Origin of the sequence: Salinimicrobium xinjiangense DSM 19287 (assembly GCF_000423585.1) — a bacterium.
In the GTDB taxonomy this organism is placed as follows: Bacteria; Bacteroidota; Bacteroidia; order Flavobacteriales; family Flavobacteriaceae; genus Salinimicrobium; species Salinimicrobium xinjiangense.
The window spans coordinates 37215-62729 of sequence record NZ_AUIG01000008.1; the positions used below are offsets into that span (position 1 = coordinate 37215).

The window sequence follows — 25515 nt, forward strand, 5'->3', positions numbered from 1 at the left end:
CCGCTCCATTGGCGGGATTTTTCTTTTTATTCTGTACTGTGATCTAGAGAGAATTGAAATAAGCTCCATTAGGATTGATACCGGTATCATAACCTGAAGATAAGCTTCCCGTTGCCGCTTCATATACATAAAGCTTTCCATTCCCTGTAAATCCCGGGTCGGCAGATGCCGCATAAGCTTTGCCTTCAAGAATGGTAAATCCGTATAAATAATCTACCTCCTCAAGAGTATATAAAGGAGTGGCAGGAAGAGAAGTTTCTGATGTTGCAAAGCTGTAGACCTCATTCTCTAGGGTATAAAATACATTCCCGTTATTTAGATTAAGATGATTTGGATGCTGACTCACATCTTCAAAAGTATAATCCTGCACAACTTCAAGAGTGGACAGATTTATCTTACTTATTGATCCTGCAGTTTCACCCATCCAGTCAGGCAGTCCCGAAGCTGAAACCCACAGAAAGTCGTTTCCGGCAGCCAATGAATTTGGCCCCTCTCCTACCTCAATTGTTTTTACCACTTCGTTATTTGAAATAACGCTCACGACATTATTATAGCTCCAACCGCCCAGGTGAGCCACGAAAATTTTGCTTCCCTGCTCCAGGATATCTTCCGGGCCTTCTTCTACCGCGATTTTTATACTGAGTTGAAAGTCTTTAGCATTAAAAACTGCTATGTAATCGTCATCTGGATTTGATCCCTCTCCCCAGTTTGTGATATAAGCCATACCATTCAAAAATGCTATTTTTCGGGGGTTATTAAGGTCTGTGTCAATCGTTGCTACATGTTCAAAAGTGTGACGATCTACAACCTGAATTGTATTAGAGACATTTACAACTATAAAAGCCAGGTCTTCATAAAAACCTATATCTGTAGCTGTGTCACCAAGACCTTCTCCATTGACTGTTTTAAAGATATTATGATTTACATTTCCGGATTGTGGATCTAGAAAAGAAACGCTTGAATTTCCCTGGCCAAAATTTCCTTCGTTGAGAATGACTACACCATCTGTATAGGCTCCTGAAGGTTCCGGGATATCAGGATTATCATCGTCTGTCGAACAGGAGACCAGGATACTAGAAGCAAGCAAGAAGTAAAAGAGATTTTTGATTTGCATTTTTTAAAATTTGAAGGTTAGTGAACTATAAAAAGCTCTTCCCGGCATTGGCCGGGAAGGCATACTTTGATATTCGGTTTTGAAGATATTCCGCACTTCAATTCCCAGTTGAAGTTTCTGCTTCAAAAACTTGTAGTTTACTCCGGCGTTTGAAACCGTATACCCGGGAAGAGAATAATTATTATCTGAAGAAGTGTAGATTGTTCCATTGTAGAGAAATTGAAAGAAAGAACTAAATTTTCCATACCCATATCCGGCAGAAGCTGTTGCTTTGTGTTTGGGTACATAGATAAGTTCTTTATCAAGAGCCCGGTCGATAGCCCGCGTGTAGGCATAGGTTCCAAAAATGCTAAATTCCTGCCCTTTTAAATTCCTGTTCCAGTCCAGAGTTGTTTCCAGACCATAATTCCTGGCTTCTTTAGTATTATGAGGGATCCATTTTCCTCCACTTGAAGGAACCCAACGTAAGAGATCTTCTGTATCAATTATAAATCCTGAGATGCTTACTCCCGCTCCAAAGATCCGGAGTTCCTGACCAATTTCTGCCTGCAGGGATTTCTCAGGTTTGAGATCAGAGTTTCCACCGGCATGCCAAAACAGGTCATTAAAGGTCGGGATCCGGTAATTACGGGAGACATTTATTTTTAGGAGATAAGCTTCAGTGACTTCATAAACAGCTCCAGCCGAAAAGAGAATGGGAGAATCATAACTGTCAGAGAATTCTGCCCTTGCACTTATTTCGTACTTAAAGGGATACAGATCATGTGAAATTAAAACTCCTGCAGAGCCGGTTTCCCTTTTTTGAGAGCCTTCAATATTACTGCCTTCTCCTTCTGTCCTCTGAATTTCTAATAGCCCAGTCGCTTGAAAATTTTCATTCACCGCATAGCTAAGATTATATTTTGCCAGTGCCGTTTCAGCTTTTCCAAAGGAATAAATATCCGAATGCCGGTTTTCAAAATACTTATACTCTTCCTCCAGGTAAGCTAGTTTCAGCCCCGAAACAAATCTTCCGAAATAGCTGTTCCACTCCAGGAGGTTTCGGCTGTTATAATCTTCATATTTGCTTTTTGATGCCATAGAGACTGTTCCCGAAAAGCCTCTGTCTCCGTTGTAATGGTTAGTGTAAAACTTCAGCGTATTGCTATTGTTGAGCAGATAGGCCACCGCCGCGCTTATACCGCTATTTTCATAATCTCCGTTCTGATTGTGTTTTTCAGAATCGGGATATGGAAAATCATTTTCATTGCTATGCCTGGAAACATTCAGCTGAAGGCTTAGTTCGTCTGATGAATATTCTGAATCTATATTCCCAAAAAAGGTATCAAAACTTCCGTAGTCAAGCCTCACTTTATTCCTGAAGCCAGTGCCAATCCTGAACCTGTTGTTAAGATGTACACTACCACCTATGGCTCCACTCCCGTACAGCACTGATCCCCCACCAGACCTAACTGCGACACTTTCATAACCCGAAGTGAGGATGGTATTAAAATCTGTTTGGCCAGTGAACTGTGAATTGATATTGATTCCGTTCCAGACTACAGCAGTCTGTGAAGCGGTGGTTCCCCTAAAGGACGCCGAAGCCACCATCCCGGGGCCATTCTCCCTGAAGTAAAGCGGACTATTAAATTTTAGTACTGAAGTAAGGGCCGGAGCATTTTGCTCCAAAACCGAATCATTAAGCACCTGTACCAGGTGTGTTTTGGAATTGCGATATAGATGGATGTCGCTTAGTACCACCTCTTTCAGATATTGAACAGAGTCGAGTTGGCCGTACCCTTGAAGGGAACATAGCAATAGGGGTAATAAAATGTAGAAAATGCCTTTTTTCATCATCCGCAGGCTTTTTTCCCGAAAGCCGAAGGTTTTAAATTGAGTGAAAAATGGCAGGTCTCCTGGCTCGCGTCCTTTTGTTGACCTTCCCATCCCTTATGGAACAGTGGTATGAAGTGTACAAAAGGCATCCCAAATTCTCGGGACTAAGCTTACAGTTGCGGGAACAGCTCAGGCTTATACGAAGTACGAATTAAGAAGTACGAAATTAGAAGTAAATTTCTGCTTCTGTAAAACTGCTTCAGAATTTAAGTTATTGTACTTCGTAATTCTAACTTCGTACTTCTAACTTCAAATTCTCCTGATTCCCTTTTAATCGATGTCTTTTCTTTCTGAAATTATCAGAAAACAATCGAACCAAAATTCAGTACGAAAGTAAACATTTCAATTTATACAGCTCCCAAAAAATTAAATAATCTTACTTTTGAATTCACCTATGAAGAACTTTTCTCCCATATTTCTAATGTTGATTCTTGCACTTTTCTCTGGATGTAAATCTGAAGAAAAGGAAAAAACTCCCTTATTGACCGGTGCAGGAGAAGAGATTGAAGTAAAATATGCATCCGGACTTTCCATTGTGGATTTTGGCGATCACCTCATCATAACAGTTGAAAATCCGTGGCCAAATGCCGACAGATCATACCAATATTTACTTGCGCACGAAGGTGCAAAAGTTCCTGAAGATGTGAAATTCGACGAACGCATAAAGATCCCTGTAGAAAGAATGGTGGTCACCTCCACCACTCACATTCCTTCCCTGGAGATCCTCAAAGTTGAGGAGACTTTAGTAGGTTTTCCGGGGCTGGATTATATTTCTTCAGAAAACACCCGCAACTTAATTGATGAAGGCAAGGTAAAGGAGGTTGGCAGAAATGAAGCTCTCAATACCGAAAGCCTGCTTGCGCTGCAGCCCGATGTAGTTATTGGCTTTTCCATTGACGGCAGCAACAAGAGCTTCAATACCCTCCAAAAAAGCGGAATTCCGGTAGTCTTCAATGCCGACTGGACCGAAAGTTTTCCCCTGGGAAAAGTGGAATGGATCAAATTTTTCGGGGCCTTCTTCGGAAAAATGGAGGAAGCAAATACCTTTTTTGAAGAGGTAGAGAGCAGTTACCTGGAAGCAAAAGAAATCGCGGCAAAGGCAAAAGAGCAGCCAACGGTGGTAGCAGGTGCCATGTTTAAAGATCAGTGGTATTTACCGGCAGGAGAAAGCTGGCAGGCCCAATTTATAAAAGATGCCAATGCCGAATACCTCTTTGGAAACAGCGATGGCTCCGGAAGTCTTTCTCTTTCCATTGAAACTGTTTTGGCGAAAGCTGCCGATGCCAATTTTTGGGTGGGACCATCTCAATTCACTTCTTATGAAGAACTAAAAAATGCCTCTCCACATTATACCCGCTTTAAAGCATATCAAAACAGAAATATTTACACTTTCGCAAGTGACAAAGGGGAAACCGGCGGCGTAATTTTTTATGAACTTGCTCCTATGAGACCCGACCTGGTTTTAAGGGATCTTATTTCAATATTCCATCCCAACCTTCTTCCGGAATATCAAACAACATTTTATAAACCACTGGAATAATTGCAAAGCACCCGTACTTATAAGATCAGCCTGGTTTTACTGCTGCTTGTCACAGTAGCTGTGTGGTTCTTAAATATTAGCCTGGGATCTGTAAATATTCCATTCAGGGAGGTACTCACATCAATTTTTTCAGAGAACAGCAACAGCAGTTGGCAATATATCATTATGGAATATAGAATTCCCAAGGCGCTGACCGCTGTTTTGGCAGGCTCAGGCCTTGCAGTAAGTGGGATGCTGATGCAAACCATGTTCAGGAATCCGCTTGCCGGGCCCTATGTGCTGGGACTTAGCAGCGGCGCCAGTCTCGGTGTGGCGCTGGTGCTTATGGGTGCTTCGCTTTTCGGCGGCCTGGCAGGAAGTATCATTTTTTCCAGCTGGGGAATTGTGATCGCCTCCAGCCTTGGAAGTTTACTGGTGCTTCTGGCGGTAATGCTAGCTTCGGTTAAGCTTAAAGATACTATGGCCATTCTCATTATAGGATTAATGTTCGCGAGTTTAAGTTCGGCCGTCGTAAGTGTCCTGGCATATTTTAGTCCGGCGGCACAGTTACAGCAATACGTCTTCTGGTCCTACGGAAGTGTGGGCGATCTCTCCTGGAACGAACTCGGAGTACTCATTATTTTCTGGCTTCTGGGGACCGGCATTGCACTTTACAGCATCAAAAATCTCAATTCCCTGCTGTTAGGAGAACAATACGCCCGAAGCCTCGGAATGAACATTGGAAAGAACCGGGCGCTACTCATTATTTCCACAAGTTTTCTTGCAGGGAGCATCACCGCCTTTGCCGGTCCTATTGCTTTTATTGGTCTCGCGGTTCCACACTTAATAAGGCAGGTGGTTCCGGTAAATGATCATAAGATCCTGCTGCCCGCAGTGATCCTGGGAGGAGCCATCCTTATGCTGATCTGTGATATGGTGGCACAGCTGCCGGGTAGCGAACACACCTTACCCATTAATGCCGTAACTTCTCTGGTGGGAGCGCCCGTAGTGATATGGCTACTGGTACGAAAAAGAAAATTCTTATTTTGAAGCCAACACCAGCAAATAGCGTCCTTCTAACGGAATCACTTTCCATAGGCTACAGAAAGAAGCAGCTGGAAAACGTGGTGGCATCAGGAATTGACATCGCTGTTGCTGAAGGGGAACTGGTAGCGGTTATTGGAATAAACGGGGTGGGAAAATCCACTTTTTTGAGGACCATTAGCGGAGTACAATCTGCCCTCTCCGGAAAGATACTTCTTAACTCTGAAGACCGAAATCACATTCCGCCGGAAAAACTGGCGCGAATGATAAGCCTGGTGCTCACAGAACAACCTTTATCAAAGAATCTGGGAGTCGCCGAACTAGTTGCCCTTGGAAGGCAGCCTTACACGAACTGGATTGGATCGCTTACGGCAGAGGATCGAAAAATGGTAAAAAAAGCCCTGACTTTAGTAAACATTGAACACCTACAGGACAGGAAGTGTTATGAGCTGAGTGATGGACAGCTTCAAAAAGTGCTTATTGCAAGAGCGCTGGCCCAGAACACCCCGGTAATGATCCTGGATGAGCCCACCTCACACCTGGATATGTACCACCAGGCGCAGGTCCTAAAACTACTGAAGGAATTAAGCCTTTCGACCGGAAAGGCAATCATCTTTGCAACACATGAGATCAATCTGGCTTTGCAACTTTGCGACAAGATCATCCTGATGAAACCCGGAGAGATCCTTCAGGACAGTCCGCAACAGCTTATCCAAAAAGGTGCTTTTGAGAATATATTTCCTTCAGACCTTATTGTTTTCGATCCGGCTACAGAATCCTTCAGAATAAAAACCTGAAAATACTATCTTTGAGCAAACCCGCTGCTCATGACAGACCCCCTTCTCATCGCAATTTTTCTAATCATCCTGCTTTTTGGCGGTTTAATTGGCTTTTTTATTGCCGGCTTCAGGAGTAAAGCTGTACAAAATGTGCTTTCAGAAAGAAATAATCAGCTGAATCAGCAATATCAGGAGTACAAGGAGCAGGTAGCGCAACAGGTGCTTCAGCTAAAAGAACAGGCACGGGAAGAAAAGGAAGCGATAAATAAGCAATTTTTGGATGCCTGTAAAGAGCGGGAAGAAATAAGGAGCAAAAAAGACATTTTGAGCACCCAATTGACCGAGAGGAATTCAGAATTCAGGAACCTCCAGGAAAAACTGGAGGACCAGAAAGGAGAGCTGGAAAAACTTCAGGAAAAATTCACTAAAGAATTCGAGAACCTGGCGAATAAGATCCTCGATCAGAAATCTGAGAAATTCACCAACATCAACAGGGAGAATATTGAGCAGATACTGAATCCCCTTCAGGAGAAGATCAAAAATTTTGAGGAGAAGGTTGAGAAGAATTCCAATGATTTTATTGAACGACATGCGGCACTGGGGAAACAGCTTCAGTATTTACATGAGCAAAATATTAAGATAAGTGAGGAAGCGAACAACCTGACCAAAGCTTTAAAAGGTGAAAATAAAACTCAGGGCAACTGGGGAGAGTTGATCCTGGAACGGGTACTGGAAAAGTCAGGACTGGTGAAGGACAGGGAATATTTTGTTCAGAAATCTCATGAAACTGAAGAAGGAAAAAAATTGCTGCCCGATGTGGTTTTACATCTTCCCGGGGATAAAAGAATGGTCATCGATTCAAAGGTTTCCCTTGTAGCTTATGAGAAGTATGTAAATGAGGAGAACGAAGAACAGAGAGCAAGATGCTTAAAAGAACACCTCAGGTCCCTGAACACCCACCTTCAGGATCTTAGCTCGAAAAAATATGAAGACCTGTACAAAATGCAATCGCCCGATTTTGTATTAATGTTCATTCCGGTAGAGCCGGCCTTATATCTTGCGCAGAATTTCGACAACTCCTTTTTCTACACCGCTTTTCAAAAGAACATTCTGCTGGTGAGCCCTACTACACTGTTGTCTGTACTGCGCACCATTGATACGCTTTGGAGCAATGAAAAACAACAGCAAAATGCACTGGAGATCGCTAATCATGCCGCTTCCCTGTACCACAAGTTCAAGTTGCTGCTGGACGAACTGGAGGTAGTGGGCAACAGGCTTAAGTCCACAACATCGGCCTATGAAGGTGCAATGAAAAAATTAACGGGACAACAAAACCTCATCAAGGATATTGACCAACTGGAATCCCTGGGAATTTCACCCAAACAAAAATTATCTCAGAAATGGCTTTCCCAGGCTAACGGGGAAGAGAATCAATTAAATTAAAAATTATGAAACTTTACTTTTTCAGGCTGGTATTCTTTGCCTGTTTTTTTAGCATTTCAACCACAGCCCAGGAAATCTACTTTCCTTCAGCAGATGTCTGGGAAGAAAAACCAGCTTCAGAATTTAATATAGATATTTCCAAAGCCATTGAATTTGCCAAGAACAATGAATATTCCGATTCAAGAGATCTACGACAGGCGATACTTAAAGGTTTTGAAAACGAACCTTATCACAAACTTTTAGGTCCCACAAAAAGACGCGGTGGCCCTGCCGGAATGATCTTAAAAGACGGCTACATAATTGGAAAATGGGGAGACACAGAAAGAGTGGATATGACCTTTAGTGTGACCAAGAGTTTTTTGGCCACGACAGCCATTCTCGCCCTCGACTCAGGACTTATAGACGATGTTGAAGAGCCGGTAAAACATTATGTTTGGGATGACACTTTTGAAGGTCCGCATAACAGCCAGATCACCTGGGAGCATCTCTTGCATCAAACCTCAGATTGGAGAGGACAACTGTGGGACACCTATGATTGGGCAGATCGCCCAAACCCCCGGAAAAACATTGATGACTGGCGTTCTACAGAACTAAATGAACCGGGATCTCACTACAAGTACAATGATGTGAGGGTAAATGTGCTGGCATATTCCCTGCTAAATATCTTTAGAAAACCATTGCCACAGATTCTCAAGGAAAATATCATGGATCCCATTGATGCTTCAAGCACCTGGCGTTGGTATGGATATGAAAATTCCTGGGTTACTATTGACGGACTGAAAATGCAGTCGGTAAGCGGTGGCGGCCATTCGGGTGGAGGATTATTCATCAATGCTGAGGACATGGCCCGTTTCGGCTTACTTTATATGAATGACGGCAACTGGGACGGCGAACAGTTAATTTCATCCTTAAGCATTTCAAAAGCCCTGGAAGCTTCAGAAGCCAATGAATCCTACGGATATATGTGGTGGCTTAATCGAGGTAATCGCCAGTGGAAGAATGTACCGGACCATGTATTCTACGCAGCCGGATTTGGAGGGAATTTTATTGTGGTGGACCAGGAGAGAAAGTTGGTTGTGGTCACCCGCTGGCTGGAGCCTTCCAAAATTGAAGAATTTATGAACCTGCTTTACCAATCCCTCTAATTTCGATATGACAAAAGAATATAAAACCATAGCCGAGTCGCAGGTTACTATTTCTGAACTTATGCTTCCCTCCCATTCCAACTTCAACGGAAAAATACACGGAGGTTATGTGCTAAGCCTGCTCGACCAGATCGCCTTTGCCTGCGCTTCCAAGCATTCGGGAGTTTATTGTGTAACTGCAAGTGTTGACACTGTAGATTTCCTGAAGCCGATTGAAATTGGAGAGCTGGTTACCATGAAAGCTTCAGTGAATTTTGTTGGTAGCAGCTCTATGCAAATAGGAATAAGAGTAGAAGCCGAAAACATTCAGACGGGAGAAGTGAAACACTGTAATTCCTCCTACTTCACCATGGTTGCCAAGGACGCCGAAGGCAAATCTGTAAAGGTGCCCGGATTGATCCTGAAGTCTACAGACGATATTAGGAGATTTGCAAAAAGTATAAAGAGATACGACAATAAAAGAGTAAAGCTCAAAGAATTCACTGAAACTGATTTTGTATCCGAAGAACATTTGCACATCGTGGAAACCTATAACGTAAAGATCGAAAGCTAAGTGAAGTTCAACGGATTCATAGCTGCACTGCTTTTTTCCATCCTTGTTGCCTGGTTCTTACCGGAAGGCCCTGAAGTTTTGCCGCTAAAGACCATTACAGATATAGGAATAGGTTTTATTTTCTTCTTCTACGGACTTAAACTTTCACCGGCAGAATTTAAAGCTGGCTTTTATAATTACCGGGTGCACATTATCATTCAGCTGACCACCTTTGTGCTTTTTCCGATGCTGACACTGACTTTCGCTCCTTTTTTTGACACGGGAACAGCCTCAGACCTGTGGCTGGCGCTATTCTTTCTGGGAGCTTTACCTTCTACGGTCAGTTCATCTATTGTGATGGTGTCACTGGCCAGAGGTAATTTACCCACTGCCATTTTTAATGCCAGCCTTTCGGGATTAATAGGGATTGTGGCCACTCCTTTGTGGATGAGCCTGTTCATGGCAGCCTCTTCAGACTTTGAATTTGGCGCCGTGGTGCAAAAGCTGGTAATTCAGATCATTCTGCCGCTAATCATCGGATTATTCCTCCAGAAGTTCCTTGGAGATCTGGCGCGTAAACATTCAAAAAAGATCAGCTTTTTTGATAAAACGATCATCATCCTGATTGTCTATTCCAGCTTTAGCAGTGCATTTTCCTCTCAGCTGTTCACAACTGTAGGGCCGGTGGATCTTTTAAAACTTCTGATAATAGTAACGATTTTATTCTTTGCTGTTTATTTTGGTTTGGGATTAATCTCCAGACTTATGAATTTAGGTGTAGAGGATGAGATTGCTGCTAAATTCTGTGGCACCAAAAAATCTTTAGTGCATGGGTCGGTCATGGTGAAGGTCATCTTTGGTAATAGTGCCGCTAATGCATTGTTCCTGTTGCCCATTATGCTGTATCACATTCTGCAGTTACTGGTAATTGCTGTTTTTGCTGAAAGCTATCGCAAGCGGGCAGCGAGAGAAAATCATATTCAGTGAAGTAGAAATGGTTAAAACCATTCCTGCCCGGAGATGCTCTATAACCACGGGTTAAAACCCGTGGCTAAGATTACCGAGGAGATAAATATCACGAATAACTTTTTATTCTTTCTGTAGTTAATAGCACGTCTCTGGTAATATGGTCTTTGTAAAAAAAAGGCGGGTGCCGGAGGAGAATATTTCCTGATCTAATTAATTCCTAAATAGTCAAAACTATTTTTATACTAATTTACTTATAGCCACAGGTTTAAACCTGTGGCTATAAGAAGGTGGAAACCTGTATTTCACAATTTTCAGATATGAAGTTGAAAATGAGTGATTCAATCTTTTTTCCTAAATTCATTCATAGCCCCGGGTTTTAACCCGGGGTCACGAGAACAGTTATTATTATCAAAACCGTTTCAACGGTTTATACACCTAAACAAATTTCCATTATGGGTCATTCGTTTAATAAAATATGGGTTCATACTATTTGGTCAACCAAAGACCGGCAACCATTGATAAATTTTCCCTTTGAAAATGAAATACACGAATATATTGATCAACAATTTCGGGAAGTAGGTTGTCCTGTGAGAATAATAAATGGAATGCCCGATCATATCCACTGCTTGTTTTTGCTCAACCCACAGAGATCTATTTCAGATGTTATTAAGCAAATTAAAGGAAGTAGTTCTCATTATATTAATCAGAACAATCTCATACCTCAAAAATTCTCATGGCAAACAGGATATGCTGCCTATTCTGTTTCTGAATCGGTATTAGAGAAAACTTTTTCCTATATCCGGAACCAGAAGCTGCATCATCAGAAGAAATCATTCCAGCAGGAGTATGAGGAATTTTTGAAGCTTTACGGATTTGAGAATTAATAGATACTACTGAAATAAATTCCGGTTTAAACAATTGACTCACCTGTTTATAAATGGTTAAAACCATTATTACCCGCAATTTCTCTATAACCACGGGTTAAAACCCGTGGCTATAAAAAACCAGGCTGAGAAAATAGTTTAAAGCAATGTAAATGGCGTCCCATTGTTAACTGCACCACATTTTACCGCTTTTGGTGATCTTAATCTTTGCTGAAAAATGGGCCAAGCGGCCATAGAGAGAGAAAATCTACAGGCTAAATAAAACTTCCTATAGCCCCGGGTTTCAACCCGGGGTCAGGAAATATTTGGTATAATCAAACCGTTTCAACGGTTTATGAACTAAGGAGTAGTTACAACTCCCGCAACATTTATTGTAAAAAGCACCCACCCCATCACCAGTAATAATCCGCCTACCGGAGTAACAGGCCCCAAAAATGACATTTTTCGACCTTTTGCCGAGGACAACACCAATCCATAGATACTAAAGGAGAAGAAGAAAACTCCAAGGATTAAAAACCATCCCATCAGGTTTTGCGAATAACCTTGAAAAGGAAAAATGATCCCCGTGAGAATGAGCAACAAGGCATGGTACATTTGATATTTCACTCCTGTTTCAAAACTTTTTAATTGCTCTGGATCCAGGTACTTCTTTAAACCATGAGCTCCAAATGCTCCAAAAATGACTGCAAGGGTACCATATATTCCTCCTGCTATTAAAATGATTTCTTCCATGTTCATCTAGTATAAATATTCAGTAAAAAAAGAATGCCACCCCTGGAGGATGGCATTCAAAAATAACATTTTTGAAACTTATTTACTCAGGTACATTTTTCTTCTGGAGTACAACTCATAGAAAGTATCGTCTCTTAAACTATCGATAAAGAGAATGCTTTCTCCCGTACTCTTCATTTCAGGCCCCAGTTGTTTGTTAACCTTCGGAAACTTATTGAAAGAGAACACCGGTTGTTTAATGGCGTAACCTTTTAATTTCGGTTCGAATTTAAAGTCGGTCACCTTATTTTCTCCCAGCATCACTTTAGTTGCATAGTTCACGTATGGCTGTCCATAGGCTTTTGCTATAAAAGGAACTGTTCTGGAAGCTCTTGGGTTAGCTTCTATGATAAACACCTTATCATCTTTTATCGCAAACTGAATATTGATCAATCCGACGGTATTCAGCGCCAGAGCGATCTTTTTGGTGTGATCTTTTATTTGCTGAAGCACCAGATCTCCAAGATTGAATGGCGGAAGCAGGGCATTTGAATCTCCGGAATGTATTCCGCAGGGTTCAATGTGCTCCATGATCCCAATGATCTGTACCGTTTCCCCGTCACAGATAGCATCTGCTTCAGCTTCTATAGCCCCATCGAGATAGTGGTCCAAAAGAAGTTTATTGTTAGGAATTTTCCGAAGCAAGTCGACAACAGTTGCTTCCAGATCTTTTTTGTTTATTACGATCTTCATTCCCTGTCCTCCCAGTACATAAGATGGTCTCACCAGGATTGGAAAATCAAGTTCATCGGCCAGGGCCAAAGCTTCATCGGCAGTTTCTGCTACTCCGAATTCCGGATAAGGAATATCATTCTCCTGAAGCAGTTTCGAGAAAGAGCCCCTGTCTTCAGCGAGATCCAGAGATTTATAACTGGTACCTATGATCTTAATTCCGTAGCGATCAAGTTTTTCTGCCAGTTTTAAAGCCGTCTGACCTCCTAACTGGACAATTACACCTTCAGGTTTCTCATGACGTATAATATCATAGATGTGCTCCCAGAACACAGGTTCAAAATAAAGCTTATCTGCTACATCAAAGTCGGTCGAAACGGTTTCCGGATTACAGTTGATCATGATGGTTTCATAACCGCATTCCTTAGCTGCCAAAACTCCGTGGACACAGCAATAATCGAATTCAATTCCCTGGCCAATCCGGTTTGGTCCGGAACCTAATACTACAATCTTTCTTTTTTCTGAAACCTTACTGTCATTTTCTACATATCTAACTCCTTCTGGAGTTTCTATATCGGCTTCAAAAGTGGAATAATAATAAGGCGTTTCCGCTTTAAATTCGGCCGCACAGGTATCTACAAGTTTATAGACACGATTGATCCCAAGTTCCTCCCGTTTCTTATATACCTGACTTTCGAGACAGTCAACCATATAGGCGATCTGCCTGTCTGCAAAACCTTTCTGTTTAGCTTCCAGGAGCAGGTCTTTTGGAAGCGAATCGATGCTGAACTTTGAAATCTCTACTTCGAGAGCATAGAGTTCCTCGTATTGTTTCAGGAACCACATGTCTATTTTGGTGATCTCATGGATCCTGCTTAGCGGTATTCCCAGTTGAATGGCATCATAGATCACAAATACCCTGTCCCAACTGGCAAATTTTAATTTTTCAAGGATCAGATCGTAATTTGTATAGCCTTTCCCATCGGCTCCCAATCCATTTCTTTTGATTTCCAGGGACTGAGTAGCTTTATGTAACGCCTCCTGGAAAGAGCGGCCAATTCCCATGACTTCTCCCACAGATTTCATCTGCAATCCAAGAGTACGGTCACTGCCTTCAAATTTGTCAAAGTTCCAGCGTGGGATTTTTACAATCACATAATCCAGAGTAGGCTCAAATAAAGCTGAAGTTGTTTGTGTGATCTGGTTTTGAAGTTCATCCAGGGTATAACCAATGGCAAGCTTAGCTGCAATTTTTGCAATAGGATATCCGGTTGCTTTTGATGCAAGAGCCGAAGATCTTGAGGTACGCGGGTTGATCTCAATTGCCATGATCTCTTCCTTTTCATCGGGGCTTACAGCAAATTGAACATTACAGCCTCCCGCAAAATCGCCAATATTGCGCATCATTTTGATGGCAAGATCTCTCATTCTCTGGAAACAGGTATCACTAAGGGTCATTGCCGGCGCAACGGTAATAGAGTCCCCGGTATGAATTCCCATTGGATCCATGTTCTCAATGGAACAAATGATCACAACATTATCATTTTTGTCCCGAAGCAATTCCAGTTCATATTCTTTCCAACCCAGTAAGGCTTTATCAATTAGTACCTCGTGAATTGGCGAGGCTTCAAGACCGGCAGTTAATAGTTCATCAAACTCTTCTTCTTTATGGACAAAGGCTGCACCACTACCTCCAAGTGTAAACGAAGCTCTGATTACGAGCGGAAAGCCGAATTCCTGTGCCACTTCCTTTCCTTTGAGAAAAGAAGTAACTGTTTGTGCCGGGGCTACTCCTACTCCAAGCCGTACCATCAACTGTTTAAATTTCTCCCGGTCTTCTGTGATGTTTATGGCATCTATATCAACACCAATCAATTTAACTTTAAAATCTTCCCATATCCCTTTTTCCTCTGCTTCAATACACAGATTCAGTGCAGTTTGTCCACCCATGGTGGGGAGTACTGCATCAATATCGGGATGATCGTTAAGGATCTCAACTATAGATTTTGTTGTAAGAGGTTTTAGATAAACGTGATCTGCCATTGAAGGATCGGTCATGATCGTGGCAGGGTTGGAGTTGATCAATACCGTCTTTATTCCTTCCTCCCGCAATGATTTAAGAGCCTGAGCACCGGCGTAGTCAAATTCACAGGCCTGTCCTATTACTATGGGACCAGAACCTATAATCAGGATTTTTTTTAGGTTTTCGTTCTTTGGCATTAGAAATAATTTGTGTGGTGTTTGTAAAAATAGGAACCTATAGGGTATAAAAAAAGGCGTTACTTAAAAAAGTAACACCTTTATTATTTTCGGTTATTATCATTTAGTGTTTGTGCCTGTTCTCTGAGGAAACCGATAATTTCTTTCTGCCTTTCGCTCTTCTGCGAGCCAGCACTTTTCTTCCGTTAACACTTGCCATACGCTCTCTGAAACCGTGCTTGTTTTTTCTTTTCCTCTTAGATGGTTGAAACGTTCTTTTCATGATAATTATCTTTAATCTTCTTTGAAATCTCTTTGAAAAATTGTTCTAAGACCTCCTCTTAAAACTGCGGGCAAATATACAAAGAGTTTTTACTTAGGCAAACCCTAAATTGAAATAATTTCCAATTGTTTTTCTTACCTTTGCGCCCTCTAAAATCAACTGCAAATGTTTAATAAAGTCTATAAGTTAATCATCACAGCCATCCTTGTCATCATTGCAATATGGCAGTTTTTTCAGGGTAATATAGGAAACGGAATCTTCCTCTTACTATTAGCAGGTATTTTCATCTTTCTTTATTACAAGAACGAAATGATACTTATGGCTTTTCTAAGACTGCGGAAGCAGGATTTCCCGGGGGCTAAAAAATGGTTAGATAAAATAAAGGATCCGGAAAAGGCACTTACTCAAAAACAACAGGGCTACTACTGGTACCTGCACGGTTTAATGGTTTCTCAAACCAATATGACCCAGGCAGAGAAGTTTTTTAAAAGAGCAGTCAAAATGGGATTGTCCATGAAACAGGACCTGGCAATGGCTAAGCTAAACCTTGCCGGGATTGCGATGACAAAACGCAGAAAAAGAGAAGCTCAAATGCTGTTGCAGGAGGCAAAAAAACTTGATAAGCACAACATGCTTGACGAGCAGATCAAGATGATGAAACAACAGATGAAAAAGATCTAATATTCGTCTCTACACAAGTTTTTTTTAAGGAATCATTTTCAGGAAAGGCCGCTAAGGTATTTCATCTAATTTCTGTGCTCTTTACCGAGTAAGTTTCAGCTGTAGGAATTCATTCAGTACTTTTGTGCCGAATTCGGAACCTCACTGTGAATGAAGAAAACATTACTTGTAATTCTTACTATATTTTTTACAGGTTTCTCTTATTCACAACAAGAGCAGATTTTCTTTTCTAAAGCTCTAAGTCTCCACCTTCCAAAATATAAAGAAAAAGCCGATAAAGCTTATCGCACTAATAATCTTGAGCGGGCAGAGTTTCTTTTTGACTCTCTTATTGATTACAGCTTAAAAGGAAGCCAGCTGGACAACTTCAAGGTGAAGGACCTGAAAAAGAAAGAGGTTTCTCTGAACGAATTTACCAAACCTGTATATCTCACTACCTATGCCTCTTGGATTGTCCCTACAGAAGGAGAGATCCCGGCGTTAAATAAACTTGCCGAAAAGTATTCAGATGAAGTTGACTTTGTTCTGTTGTTCTGGGACAATCACGCAACTGCAAAAGAGCTGGCAAAAAAATATCATAAAAATATCCGGGTTTTATATGTAGATGAAATAAAGAATAATAGCCCCTATGTAATCAAAATGATGAAACATTCTCTGGGCTTTCCTACTACTTTCCTGTTAAACAAGGAAAAGAAAATCATTGATATAAGACGCAAGGTCTCTCACCCGTATGGAATTGAATTTGAAAAATCCTACGACCTTAATTACAGCTCTTTTTCTAAAGCAATTTCACTGCTATTGATCAAAGACAGCGGCCAGTTTTCCCAGGCCGAAGAAGTTTTGACACCTTAAGTCTTGGATTTCCCTTAAAACTACAAAACCGCCTTCCCGGCGGTTTTGTAGTTTTATTTTTAAGGAGCGGGGCTATAATAACCTTCTTCCGGTAATTCGATCAAATATTCCTTTCGGCTTTTATTATCGAGATGTGCCTCTCTTAGCCATGGATTGTGGATCTTTAGGATCTTATAGTTGATCCCAAAGTCTTTGGCAAATTTTGCAAAATCCGTTACAGGAGTATCGATTTTAATTTTACGTGACGGGATTGGCGCGTAGAGGTCCTTCGGTCTGTAATTGAATCCATATTTAGCCGGATTTTCCATGATCTCTTTAAGAGCGAGAATTCTAAAAACATATCTTCCCGTTTCTTCTCCCAACAAAAGGTCGTAATAATCTTTTACATCCTGCCGGTCTCTCTGCTTATCAACGCCATAATTACCGGCATTATAGGCTGCAGCGGCCAGTGTCCAGCTGCCAAAACGCTCTTTGGATTTTAAGAAATATTCTGCTGCCACACGGGTAGATTTTTCAATATTATATCGTTCATCAACATTAGAGTTTATCTCCAGTCCATATTCTTTTCCGGTAGCCTCCATGATTTGCCAGAAGCCTCTGGCGCCTGCGGGTGAAACAGCATTGGTGAGACTACTTTCGATTACGGCCAGATACTTAAAATCATCAGGCACTCCATATTCGGCCAGGATAGGTTCCATCACCGGGAAATATTTGTTCGCGCGTTTAATGAGTAAAAGCGTATTTGACTGCCAATAGGTGTTTACCAAAAGCTCCCTGTCCATTCTCTCATGAACATCGGGAATTTGAACAGGGACAGGTTCTCCTGCAAATTCCAGATTTTCGGGCATTGGAAGTGCATAAATATTGTAATCATTGATCATCTTCTTTTCCTGCACCTCATCACTTGGCGCCTCCTGTACCGCATTAATACCTAATCCTACTACTGCCAGCACACTTCCTCCAATAAGTATGTTCTTAATTTTCATCTTCAGTTCTTTATTAAATTTTCCTTTTTTTCCTTTAACTCTCCGGTCATTATTATTTCTTCAAGATGATCATTAAACCATCTAAACCTGTTAATGATCATCACATGGGTTCCACCGCGAACTGTAATGCAATCTTCGATGTATTTATAGGGAAAAATTTCATCGCTGTCTCCGTGAATATGCACTACACCGGGATAAGGTTCTGCCCTTTCCCAGCACACCATTTTCTCTATTGCCCAATCCAGGTAACGGATATCTGTAATAGAAAGATATTTTTTATACAGTTTTGCTCTTTTTTTAGCAAAATCACCCACTGCTATTTTTTCGAAAGCATCTACATGCCTGGCCAGAGATGTGGGCACGATCTTAAAAGCTTTTGTACAACGTGCAAACCTCATGCGTCTTGGCAGTTCCTTTTCACTCTTCACACTTGAAATTATGATCACCCGTCTCACGTCAATGAGTTGTGCCATTTCCTGAACAATAACCCCGCCAAAGGATACGCCTATCAAAACCGGATTCTCATGTTTCACCTTTTCACAAAGGCGTCTTGAATAATCTTTAATACTCTCTTTGGGCTTTGGCAGCAGCCAATCCAGCCAATGGATCTGGAACTTATCCTGCGGTAAGGCTATTTTTTCAAATATTGTAGGATTAGCAGCGAGACCCGGCATGCAATAAACATGAATAACAGAAGTGTTTGTCATTGAAATAGCAGCCTCTTCAGCCGAATTTTAAGCAAAAATGCTTATCTTTATAGTCAAAAATAAGGGAAATTCATCGCTTCGAAGAATTTTAAATATTAAAAGTTTCCCTGCCGGCTGCAGCCTTCAATTCTATGAAAAAGGTCAGAACCCATACTTCAAAAAAAGTGGCTGATTTTTTGATAATTCATTAAGAACTAAATAATTATAAAATATGAACCCTCAATTATCTGTTAATGACAATGAATTTCTGCGTCAATTCGAGTGCGAGATTGACGGGGAGCTTGCCAAAATTGAATATTCCCAGCAGGACAGGAAAATATTCCTAACCAAGCTCGAAATGAGTGAAAAACTTAAAGAAGAAGGATATCTTGAACCTTTCATAGAGAAGGTACTTGATATAATTAAAGACCGGGAAATAAGAGTGATGCCAACAAGCCCCGCAGTAGCAAAATTCATGCGAAAACACCGACGTAAATACAAAGGTATGCTTCCGGTGGGAATAAATATTTAGGCTGTTATCTGCTCTTCAACATATGAGAAGCGCACCAGGCCATCCTCACCTATCTTTTGCAGCTCAATCTTCTGAAGTGTATTGACAAGAGCAGGATCCCATGGTGTTTTCACCTTTACATAATTTTCTGTAAAGCCGTGAATGTAGCCTTCTTTATTTTCCCCTTCAAAAAGAACATTTTTTGTCTTACCCAATTGAGACTCATAAAAAGCACGTCTTTTCTTGGCGGAAAGACCCCGCAACATTTTACTCCTTTTTTTCCTGATCTTTAAAGGCACCACATCAGTCATTTCTGCAGCGGAAGTATTATCTCTTTCAGAATAAGTAAAGACATGCAGGTAAGAAATATCCAGTTCATTTAAAAAATTATAGGTTTCCAGGAAATGTTCATTTGATTCTCCCGGAAAACCAACGATCACGTCTGCTCCTATGCATGCATCCGGCATAACTTCCCTGATCTTTTGTACCCGATCCACATAAAGCTCTCTCATATAGCGCCGGCGCATAGCTTTAAGAATATCGTTGCTCCCACTTTGCAGCGGAATATGGAAATGAGGCACAAAAGCTTTGCTTTTAGCAACAAAATCTATGGTCTCATTTTTAAGGAGGTTGGGCTCAATAGATGAGATTCGAAGCCTCTCAATCCCCTCTACCTCATCCAGCGCTTTTACCAGGTCCAGAAAGGTATGCTCATGTTTTTTGTTTCCAAATTCTCCTTTCCCGTAGTCTCCAATATTCACTCCGGTAAGAACGATCTCCTTAATTCCATCTTGGCTGATCTTCCTTGCGTTTTCTAAAACGTTCTCCAGTTCATCGCTTCTCGAGATTCCCCGGGCCAGAGGTATTGTACAGTAAGTACATTTATAATCACAACCATCCTGAACTTTCAAGAACGCGCGGGTCCTATCTCCAAAAGAATAAGATCCTACATAAAAATCGGCTTCGGTTATTTCACAGGAATGCACTTCTCCCATTTCATTTTTGGAAAGGTCATTCAGGTAATTCGTAATTTTAAATTTCTCGGTTGCTCCCAAAACCAGGTCGACCCCATCTACAGCAGCTAATTCTTCAGGTTTTAACTGGGCATAACATCCAACAGCAATTACAAAAGCGTTTTCATTCGCTTTTTGAGCGTGTTTTACTATGGTTTTAAATCGCTTGTCGGCATTATCTGTCACCGAACAGGTATTGATGACATAAATATCTGCAGCCTCATTAAAATCTACCCTTAAAAATCCTTCATCTTTAAAGGATCTGGCAATGGTAGAGGTTTCAGAAAAATTCAGCTTACAACCAAGGGTATAAAAAGCAACTTTTTTAAGGTTTTCCATTCTTCGCATTCTCAAATTCTAAAGCATAAACCTCAGAATGTCAGTTAGATAAAAAAAGCTCTAAAAATATCATTTTAGAGGGCGCAAAGATACCAACTTTTAATCAATGTACAATTATCAGGTTCAATGATCAATGACCAATTAACAATGAACAGTAATTATTTGATTTTAAATCTTCTGATCATTGATCACTGACCACTGATCACTATTTTACTCCCGTCTGTACTTCTTAGTGTCGTCAAAAACCTGATCCAGGATCGCTTTATCCTGTTCAGAAAATTCAATGTCCCTCCTTGCCATTACTTTTTCAGCTACTTCAAACGCCTTAACTGTCTTATAAGTAGTTGTACCTCCACTTCCACCCCAACTGAAGCTGGGAATGAAATTCCGTGGAAAACCGGCGCCAAAGATATTTGCACTAACTCCCACGACAGTCCCGGTATTGAACATGGTGTTTATTCCGCATTTACTATGATCTCCCATCATGAGTCCACAAAATTGCAAGCCTGTGGGCGCGAATCTTTCGGAATAATAATCCCATAAACGCACATCTGAATAATCATTTTTCAAATTAGAGGTATTGGTATCTGCTCCAAGATTGCACCACTCTCCCAAAACTGAATTTCCGAGGAAACCATCATGTCCTTTGTTAGAGTATCCAAAAATGACAGAATTGTTAACCTCTCCTCCAACTTTCGAATATGGCCCAACTGTGGTAGATCCGTAGATCTTTGCACCCATTTTTATAATACCTTGCTCACACAGTGCAAAAGGCCCGCGAATTATACTTCCCTCCATCACTTCGGCATCTGCCCCAATGTAAATAGGACCTCCAGAAGCATTTAATATGGTGCACTCCACCTTCGCTCCCTCCTCTAAAAATATATTTTCGGGTGCGATCACCTGGTTTGTAGAGGAAAGCTTCTGGCTCTTCCGGTGTTCTGTTAGCTGCTCAAAGTCGGCGGCGATCGCCTCTGCATTGAGTCTAAAAATATCCCAGGTATGCTCGACCATCATAGCTTTTCCTTCCATTTCAATGGAGGTACATTTAGCAAATTCGACATCCTGTTCTTCATAAGCATGAAAAGCAACTACATCCTCCTCGTGAAATATGGCTTCTCCCGGCTGCAGATTCTTTATTTGTTCGACCAGCTCGGCTGTGGGTAAAAAAGCAGCGTTAATCATCACATTTTCTTCCATCTCTACCATAGGCCATTTCTCAGATAAATAGTCTTCAGTGATAGTAGAGGTGGTTGTATTGAGATATTTCTCCCATTTCTCACGAATAGTAAGAATACCAATTCTTATATCGGCTACAGGACGAGTGAAGGTAAAAGGCAGTAACTGGGTACGCACGGCCCCGTCAAATAATATATAGTTCATTTGAAAGTCATTTACATGTAAAGGTACAAGTAATATTAAATTGGAAGAAATGGAGACAAAGAGACATATTCGTACACAAAAAAAGCCCCCTGGACAGGAGGCTTATAGTATTATGGAGCGAAAATTTACTTTTTAAATTTCGCGTATTTGTTCTTGAACTTGTCAATACGACCGGCAGTATCAAGCAATTTAGCTTTACCAGTGTAGAACGGGTGAGAAGTTCTGGAGATCTCCAACTTCACTAAAGGATATTTCTCACCATCAACTTCAATAGTTTCTTTTGTGTTTGCGGTAGATTTGGTAATAAAAACTTCCTCATTGGACATGTCTTTAAACGCTACCAATCTATAATTTTCCGGATGGATTCCCTGCTTCATCTCTTAATTCTTTAAAATCTTGTAATTTTTTCGAGGTGCAAATTTAATTAATTTTTACAATCAAACAAGCATTATCAACTAATTTTTCACAACAAAAGAAAGCCGCAGCACCTGTGTAACGTTTTGTTATATTTGCTTACTAACTGTAATATCAACCAAATTTAATATTTTATGGAAGCTCAACAAGCTAAAGCTCGTAAATTTGTTCTGAATTACGGTTTAATACTGGGAATTTTACTGGTCCTCCTTGGTGTTATTATGTATGTATTGAATTACCACTTAAAGCCTCACTGGTCTTTTATGGTAATTACTTTTGCTGTTTTTATAGCCGTTGTTGTTTATGGGATCAAAGGCTACAAAAAAGAAAACGGAGGATTTCTATCTATAGGTGAGGCCATTAAAGTTGCTGTAGGAATTGCACTTATTGCAGCTATTATTAGCGGTCTTTGGGTAGTGGTCCTGTCTACTATACTAGAACCCGATTATATGGAGCAGGCAATTGAACTACAAAAACAGGAAGCATTTGCAAATAATCCCGCCCTTACTGAAGAGCAATGGGAAAAAGGACTGGAAATGAGTGCTGCTTTTAGAGGACCTTGGATTACCTTTGCTTTTACCCTTGTCGTTGATATGCTTTTTGGATTGATCGTTGGATTGATCGCCGGAGCTATTATGAAGCAAAGAAGGCCATACGAAGTATAAAACAAATTTAATGCAGTTATCTATCGTCATCCCTCTTCTTAATGAAGAAGAATCTTTAAAGGAATTATACAATTGGATCGCAACTGTTATGCGGTCCAATTCTTTTTCCTATGAAATTCTTTTTATTGATGACGGCAGTACAGACAATTCCTGGAAGATTATTAAAAAGATTTCGGCAGAGGATCCTGCAGTCAAGGGAATAAAATTCAACCGGAATTACGGAAAATCCCAGGCGCTGCATGTGGGTTTTGACAAGGCCGAAGGCGATGTGGTGATTACCATGGATGCCGATCTACAGGATAATCCCGAAGAAATTCCGGAACTTTATAACCTTATCACAAAAGAAGGATACGACCTTATCTCTGGCTGGAAAAAGAAACGCTATGATTCGGTATTATCTAAAAATCTTCCTTCAAAGCTGTTTAATGCTGCGGCAAGGAAAACCTCAGGGCTAAAGTTACATGACTTCAATTGCGGACTTAAGGCTTATCGTAAATCTGTCATCAAGAACATTGATGTTTACGGAGAAATGCACCGCTACATTCCGGTGCTGGCGAAAAATGCCGGTTATTCCAGAATTGAAGAAAAAGTAGTGAAACACCAGGCGAGGAAATATGGGAAAACCAAATTCGGAGCCGAAAGATTCGTGAACGGGTTTCTGGACCTTATAACTATCTGGTTTTTGTCTAAGTTTGGTAAACGCCCCATGCACCTTTTTGGAGCTTTAGGAATACTTATGTTCTTCTTCGGATTTCTTTTTACCCTCTGGATTGGTATTTCTAAATTATACAAACTTTATGAAGGTTTGCCCAGCATCCTCGTAACAGATAATCCCTGGTTCTACATCGCACTTACTACTATGATTCTCGGAACTTTATTGTTCTTAGCCGGCTTCCTTGGAGAGCTAATCCTTCGCAGCAGCCGGGAAAAAGAGCGGTATCGCATTAGCGAAACAACAGGAGAGTTTTAAACAATTTCCCATAGAAATACTTATTTTTGTTACTGATTAAAAAAATAGGCATGAGCTATTACGACATAAAGACAAGAGCAGAATCCTGGCTTAACCCGGTATTTGATGAAGAAACTAAAAATAAAGTAAAAGATCTACTGGAAAATGATCCCGATGATTTAAAGGAAAGCTTCTACAAGGACCTGGAATTTGGTACCGGTGGAATGCGAGGCATCATGGGAGTTGGAACCAACAGGATCAATAAATATACCCTCGGAAAGAACACCCAGGGAATTTCCGATTATCTCAAAAGTCAATTCCCAGACGAAGACCTGCGCGTAGTTATCGCGTATGATTGCCGCCGTAACAGTAAAGAACTGGCTAAAGTGGTTGCCGATGTGTTTTCGTCTAACGGAATAAAAGTTTTTCTTTTTTCTGAACTCCGTCCTACTCCCGAATTATCTTTCGCTGTGAAATATCTTGACTGCCACTGCGGAATTGTACTTACCGCGAGTCATAATCCGCCCGAATACAACGGCTACAAAGTCTATTGGCAGGACGGGGGGCAATTAGTTCCTCCACATGATCATAGGATCGTGGAAGTTATTGCCGGACTTGATTATTCTGAAGTAAAGTTTGAAGCCAATGAGGATCTGATCGAACTTATAGACACTCAAGTGGATGAAGCATTTATAAAAGCCTCTGTGGAAAACGGAAGCTTTAATACTCCCCAGGACGCTAAAGACAATCTTAAGATCGTTTTTACCTCGCTTCATGGAACTGCAATTAAATTGAATCCTAAAGTTCTGGAAACTGCAGGATATAAAAATGTTATTCTGGTTGAGGAACAATCTGAACCTAACGGTGAGTTTCCCACAGTGGAATCTCCAAATCCTGAAGAACCGGAAGCTTTAAAAATGGCCCTGGATAAAGCTGAGGAAGTAAATGCCGATATTGTCATTGGAACAGATCCCGATGGAGACCGACTGGGAGTAGCCGTAAGAAATCTCGAAGGTGAAATGGTATTGCTTAATGGAAATCAAACTATGCTGGTAATGACCTGGTTCCTCCTTGAACAGTGGAAAAAAGAAGGTCGTATTAGAGGTCGTGAATTTGTTGGATCTACCATAGTCTCTACCCCAATGCTTCGGGTGGTGACTGAGAATTACGGAGTAAAGTATAAAGAAGGTCTTACCGGCTTTAAATGGATCGCTAAGATGATCAAAGACAATCCCGGACTTGATTACGTAGGAGGTGGAGAAGAAAGTTTTGGATTCATGGTAGGAGATTTTGTGCGGGATAAAGATGCCACCACTTCTACCCTACTGGCATGTGAAATTGCTGCCGAGATGAAAGCCAGAGGCATTTCTTTTTATGGAAAATTGCTTGAACTTTATGAGCAATATGGCCTTTATAAGGAAGAATTGATCTCTTTGGTAAAAAAAGGTATTGATGGTGCCGAGCAGATAAAGAATATGATGATAAGTCTGCGGGACAATCCGCTTAGCGAAATTGCCGGGGAAAAAGTTGTTCTTGTTGAAGATTACCAAAGTTCAAAAGCATTTAACTATGGCCTGACTGAAACCACTGTTGAAACTCTGGACATCCCAAAATCCAACGTTCTCATATACTATACAGAAAATGGAACTAAAGTGGCAGCACGACCAAGTGGGACAGAACCAAAGATTAAATTCTACATAAGTGTAAATGCTCCTCTGGATGACGTGCAGAACTATAAAAAAGTTGAGCAGGAACTTTCAGAAAAAATCGCAGGAATTAAATCCGAGCTAAAACTGGCGTAAGCCGC

24 protein-coding genes and 1 riboswitch are annotated in these 25515 nt (G+C 41.0%); of the genes, 14 read left to right on the forward strand and 10 right to left on the reverse strand.

Annotated features, from left to right (window positions below; translation table 11 throughout):
- Positions 1-43 precede the first annotated feature (43 nt).
- Both G564_RS0103800 and G564_RS0103805 read right to left on the reverse strand, forming a co-directional pair.
- Positions 44-1114 carry a YncE family protein gene (locus G564_RS0103800; RefSeq protein ID WP_029036490.1) on the reverse strand — a complete coding sequence of 357 codons (1071 nt, stop codon included), beginning with the start codon at positions 1112-1114 and terminating at the stop codon, positions 44-46.
- Between the two features lie 3 nt (positions 1115-1117).
- Positions 1118-2950: a TonB-dependent receptor plug domain-containing protein gene (locus G564_RS0103805; RefSeq protein WP_084625571.1), complete on the reverse strand. Its 1833-nt coding sequence runs from the start codon at positions 2948-2950 to the stop codon at positions 1118-1120.
- A gap of 32 nt (positions 2951-2982) precedes the next feature.
- A riboswitch (cobalamin riboswitch) is annotated at positions 2983-3324 on the reverse strand.
- A gap of 59 nt (positions 3325-3383) precedes the next feature.
- Between G564_RS0103805 and G564_RS0103810 the strand changes: the two genes are divergently transcribed.
- The 8 genes from G564_RS0103810 to tnpA all read left to right on the forward strand — a co-directional run bounded on the left by G564_RS0103810 (position 3384) and on the right by tnpA (position 11304).
- Positions 3384-4529: an ABC transporter substrate-binding protein gene (locus G564_RS0103810; RefSeq protein ID WP_029036492.1), complete on the forward strand. Its 1146-nt coding sequence runs from the start codon at positions 3384-3386 to the stop codon at positions 4527-4529.
- The gene (locus G564_RS0103815) at positions 4530-5558 is read left to right on the forward strand and encodes an iron ABC transporter permease (RefSeq protein ID WP_029036493.1); all 1029 of its coding nucleotides are present in this window, start codon (positions 4530-4532) and stop codon (positions 5556-5558) included.
- Positions 5555-6349, forward strand: a complete 795-nt coding sequence (locus G564_RS0103820; protein ID WP_029036494.1) for an ABC transporter ATP-binding protein — start codon at positions 5555-5557, stop codon at positions 6347-6349. The genes G564_RS0103815 and G564_RS0103820 overlap by 4 nt, the downstream gene beginning before the upstream one ends.
- A gap of 30 nt (positions 6350-6379) precedes the next feature.
- On the forward strand, positions 6380-7774 hold the full coding sequence (locus G564_RS0103825) for a DNA recombination protein RmuC (RefSeq protein WP_029036495.1): 1395 nt from the start codon (positions 6380-6382) through the stop codon (positions 7772-7774).
- A 5-nt stretch (positions 7775-7779) separates the two neighbouring features.
- Positions 7780-8919 (forward strand): serine hydrolase domain-containing protein, encoded by a 1140-nt coding sequence (locus tag G564_RS0103830; RefSeq protein ID WP_029036496.1) that lies wholly within the window; start codon positions 7780-7782, stop codon positions 8917-8919.
- A gap of 7 nt (positions 8920-8926) precedes the next feature.
- Positions 8927-9472 carry an acyl-CoA thioesterase gene (locus G564_RS0103835; protein ID WP_029036497.1) on the forward strand — a complete coding sequence of 182 codons (546 nt, stop codon included), beginning with the start codon at positions 8927-8929 and terminating at the stop codon, positions 9470-9472.
- Positions 9473-10438: a bile acid:sodium symporter family protein gene (locus G564_RS0103840; RefSeq protein WP_029036498.1), complete on the forward strand. Its 966-nt coding sequence runs from the start codon at positions 9473-9475 to the stop codon at positions 10436-10438.
- A 434-nt stretch (positions 10439-10872) separates the two neighbouring features.
- Complete coding sequence (gene tnpA / locus G564_RS0103845) at positions 10873-11304, forward strand: IS200/IS605 family transposase (protein WP_029036499.1); 432 nt, start codon at positions 10873-10875, stop codon at positions 11302-11304.
- A gap of 339 nt (positions 11305-11643) precedes the next feature.
- Here tnpA and G564_RS0103850 read toward each other — a convergent pair whose 3' ends face one another.
- From G564_RS0103850 to rpmH, 3 genes are all read right to left on the reverse strand, one after another.
- Positions 11644-12036 (reverse strand): DUF423 domain-containing protein, encoded by a 393-nt coding sequence (locus G564_RS0103850; RefSeq protein WP_029036500.1) that lies wholly within the window; start codon positions 12034-12036, stop codon positions 11644-11646.
- Between the two features lie 78 nt (positions 12037-12114).
- A complete protein-coding gene (gene carB / locus G564_RS0103855) occupies positions 12115-14967 on the reverse strand; it encodes a carbamoyl-phosphate synthase large subunit (RefSeq protein ID WP_029036501.1) in 2853 nt (950 codons plus the stop codon).
- A gap of 103 nt (positions 14968-15070) precedes the next feature.
- The gene (gene rpmH / locus G564_RS20085; protein WP_013071475.1) at positions 15071-15229 is read right to left on the reverse strand and encodes a 50S ribosomal protein L34; all 159 of its coding nucleotides are present in this window, start codon (positions 15227-15229) and stop codon (positions 15071-15073) included.
- A gap of 165 nt (positions 15230-15394) precedes the next feature.
- Between rpmH and G564_RS0103860 the strand changes: the two genes are divergently transcribed.
- Both G564_RS0103860 and G564_RS0103865 read left to right on the forward strand, forming a co-directional pair.
- Positions 15395-15910, forward strand: coding sequence for a hypothetical protein (locus tag G564_RS0103860; RefSeq protein WP_029036502.1), 516 nt, complete (start codon positions 15395-15397; stop codon positions 15908-15910).
- Positions 15911-16060: 150 nt separating this feature from the next.
- Positions 16061-16762: a TlpA family protein disulfide reductase gene (locus G564_RS0103865; RefSeq protein ID WP_029036503.1), complete on the forward strand. Its 702-nt coding sequence runs from the start codon at positions 16061-16063 to the stop codon at positions 16760-16762.
- A 59-nt stretch (positions 16763-16821) separates the two neighbouring features.
- Here the strand turns inward: G564_RS0103865 and G564_RS0103870 are convergent, their stop codons facing one another.
- Complete coding sequence (locus G564_RS0103870) at positions 16822-17748, reverse strand: lytic transglycosylase domain-containing protein (protein WP_029036504.1); 927 nt, start codon at positions 17746-17748, stop codon at positions 16822-16824.
- A gap of 2 nt (positions 17749-17750) precedes the next feature.
- Positions 17751-18455 carry an alpha/beta hydrolase family protein gene (locus G564_RS0103875; RefSeq protein ID WP_037373448.1) on the reverse strand — a complete coding sequence of 235 codons (705 nt, stop codon included), beginning with the start codon at positions 18453-18455 and terminating at the stop codon, positions 17751-17753.
- Positions 18456-18666: 211 nt separating this feature from the next.
- On the opposite strand from G564_RS0103875, the gene G564_RS0103885 reads away from it, so the two are divergent.
- Complete coding sequence (locus G564_RS0103885) at positions 18667-18966, forward strand: GNAT family N-acetyltransferase (RefSeq protein ID WP_029036506.1); 300 nt, start codon at positions 18667-18669, stop codon at positions 18964-18966.
- Here the strand turns inward: G564_RS0103885 and mtaB are convergent.
- The 3 genes from mtaB to G564_RS0103900 form a co-directional block, all read right to left on the reverse strand.
- A complete protein-coding gene (gene mtaB, locus G564_RS0103890) occupies positions 18963-20297 on the reverse strand; it encodes a tRNA (N(6)-L-threonylcarbamoyladenosine(37)-C(2))-methylthiotransferase MtaB (RefSeq protein WP_029036507.1) in 1335 nt (444 codons plus the stop codon). The two genes, G564_RS0103885 and mtaB, sit on opposite strands and share 4 nt — an antisense overlap.
- Before the next feature lie 210 nt (positions 20298-20507).
- Positions 20508-21680: a GlmU family protein gene (locus G564_RS0103895; protein ID WP_029036508.1), complete on the reverse strand. Its 1173-nt coding sequence runs from the start codon at positions 21678-21680 to the stop codon at positions 20508-20510.
- A gap of 125 nt (positions 21681-21805) precedes the next feature.
- Positions 21806-22057 carry a type B 50S ribosomal protein L31 gene (locus tag G564_RS0103900; RefSeq protein WP_029036509.1) on the reverse strand — a complete coding sequence of 84 codons (252 nt, stop codon included), beginning with the start codon at positions 22055-22057 and terminating at the stop codon, positions 21806-21808.
- Between the two features lie 171 nt (positions 22058-22228).
- Here G564_RS0103900 and G564_RS0103905 point away from each other — a divergent pair, with 171 nt between their 5' ends.
- From G564_RS0103905 to G564_RS0103915, 3 genes are read left to right on the forward strand one after another with little or no spacing between them, the layout of a single operon-like run.
- Entirely contained in the window at positions 22229-22759 is a 531-nt protein-coding gene (locus G564_RS0103905) for a DUF4199 domain-containing protein (RefSeq protein ID WP_029036510.1), read from the forward strand.
- Positions 22760-22769: 10 nt separating this feature from the next.
- Positions 22770-23729, forward strand: coding sequence for a glycosyltransferase family 2 protein (locus G564_RS0103910; protein WP_029036511.1), 960 nt, complete (start codon positions 22770-22772; stop codon positions 23727-23729).
- A 50-nt stretch (positions 23730-23779) separates the two neighbouring features.
- Positions 23780-25510, forward strand: coding sequence for a phospho-sugar mutase (locus G564_RS0103915; RefSeq protein WP_029036512.1), 1731 nt, complete (start codon positions 23780-23782; stop codon positions 25508-25510).
- Positions 25511-25515 lie beyond the last annotated feature (5 nt).

Bases quoted from the DNA above. Each gene is read 5' to 3' on its own strand.
- G564_RS0103865 (WP_029036503.1), top strand. From the start codon at position 16,061: ATGAAGAAAACATTACTTGTAATTCTTACTATATTTTTTACAGGTTTC.
- G564_RS0103850 (WP_029036500.1), bottom strand. From the start codon at position 12,036: ATGGAAGAAATCATTTTAATAGCAGGAGGAATATATGGTACCCTTGCA.
- G564_RS0103895 (WP_029036508.1), bottom strand. From the start codon at position 21,680: ATGAACTATATATTATTTGACGGGGCCGTGCGTACCCAGTTACTGCCT.
- G564_RS0103910 (WP_029036511.1), top strand. From the start codon at position 22,770: ATGCAGTTATCTATCGTCATCCCTCTTCTTAATGAAGAAGAATCTTTA.
- G564_RS0103805 (WP_084625571.1), bottom strand. From the start codon at position 2,950: ATGATGAAAAAAGGCATTTTCTACATTTTATTACCCCTATTGCTATGT.
- G564_RS0103835 (WP_029036497.1), top strand. From the start codon at position 8,927: ATGACAAAAGAATATAAAACCATAGCCGAGTCGCAGGTTACTATTTCT.
- G564_RS0103810 (WP_029036492.1), top strand. From the start codon at position 3,384: ATGAAGAACTTTTCTCCCATATTTCTAATGTTGATTCTTGCACTTTTC.
- G564_RS0103800 (WP_029036490.1), bottom strand. From the start codon at position 1,114: ATGCAAATCAAAAATCTCTTTTACTTCTTGCTTGCTTCTAGTATCCTG.
- G564_RS0103885 (WP_029036506.1), top strand. From the start codon at position 18,667: ATGAACCCTCAATTATCTGTTAATGACAATGAATTTCTGCGTCAATTC.
- rpmH (WP_013071475.1), bottom strand. From the start codon at position 15,229: ATGAAAAGAACGTTTCAACCATCTAAGAGGAAAAGAAAAAACAAGCAC.
- mtaB (WP_029036507.1), bottom strand. From the start codon at position 20,297: ATGGAAAACCTTAAAAAAGTTGCTTTTTATACCCTTGGTTGTAAGCTG.
- G564_RS0103915 (WP_029036512.1), top strand. From the start codon at position 23,780: ATGAGCTATTACGACATAAAGACAAGAGCAGAATCCTGGCTTAACCCG.
- G564_RS0103905 (WP_029036510.1), top strand. From the start codon at position 22,229: ATGGAAGCTCAACAAGCTAAAGCTCGTAAATTTGTTCTGAATTACGGT.
- G564_RS0103900 (WP_029036509.1), bottom strand. From the start codon at position 22,057: ATGAAGCAGGGAATCCATCCGGAAAATTATAGATTGGTAGCGTTTAAA.
- tnpA (WP_029036499.1), top strand. From the start codon at position 10,873: ATGGGTCATTCGTTTAATAAAATATGGGTTCATACTATTTGGTCAACC.
- G564_RS0103830 (WP_029036496.1), top strand. From the start codon at position 7,780: ATGAAACTTTACTTTTTCAGGCTGGTATTCTTTGCCTGTTTTTTTAGC.
- G564_RS0103870 (WP_029036504.1), bottom strand. From the start codon at position 17,748: ATGAAAATTAAGAACATACTTATTGGAGGAAGTGTGCTGGCAGTAGTA.
- G564_RS0103860 (WP_029036502.1), top strand. From the start codon at position 15,395: ATGTTTAATAAAGTCTATAAGTTAATCATCACAGCCATCCTTGTCATC.
- G564_RS0103875 (WP_037373448.1), bottom strand. From the start codon at position 18,455: ATGACAAACACTTCTGTTATTCATGTTTATTGCATGCCGGGTCTCGCT.
- carB (WP_029036501.1), bottom strand. From the start codon at position 14,967: ATGCCAAAGAACGAAAACCTAAAAAAAATCCTGATTATAGGTTCTGGT.
- G564_RS0103825 (WP_029036495.1), top strand. From the start codon at position 6,380: ATGACAGACCCCCTTCTCATCGCAATTTTTCTAATCATCCTGCTTTTT.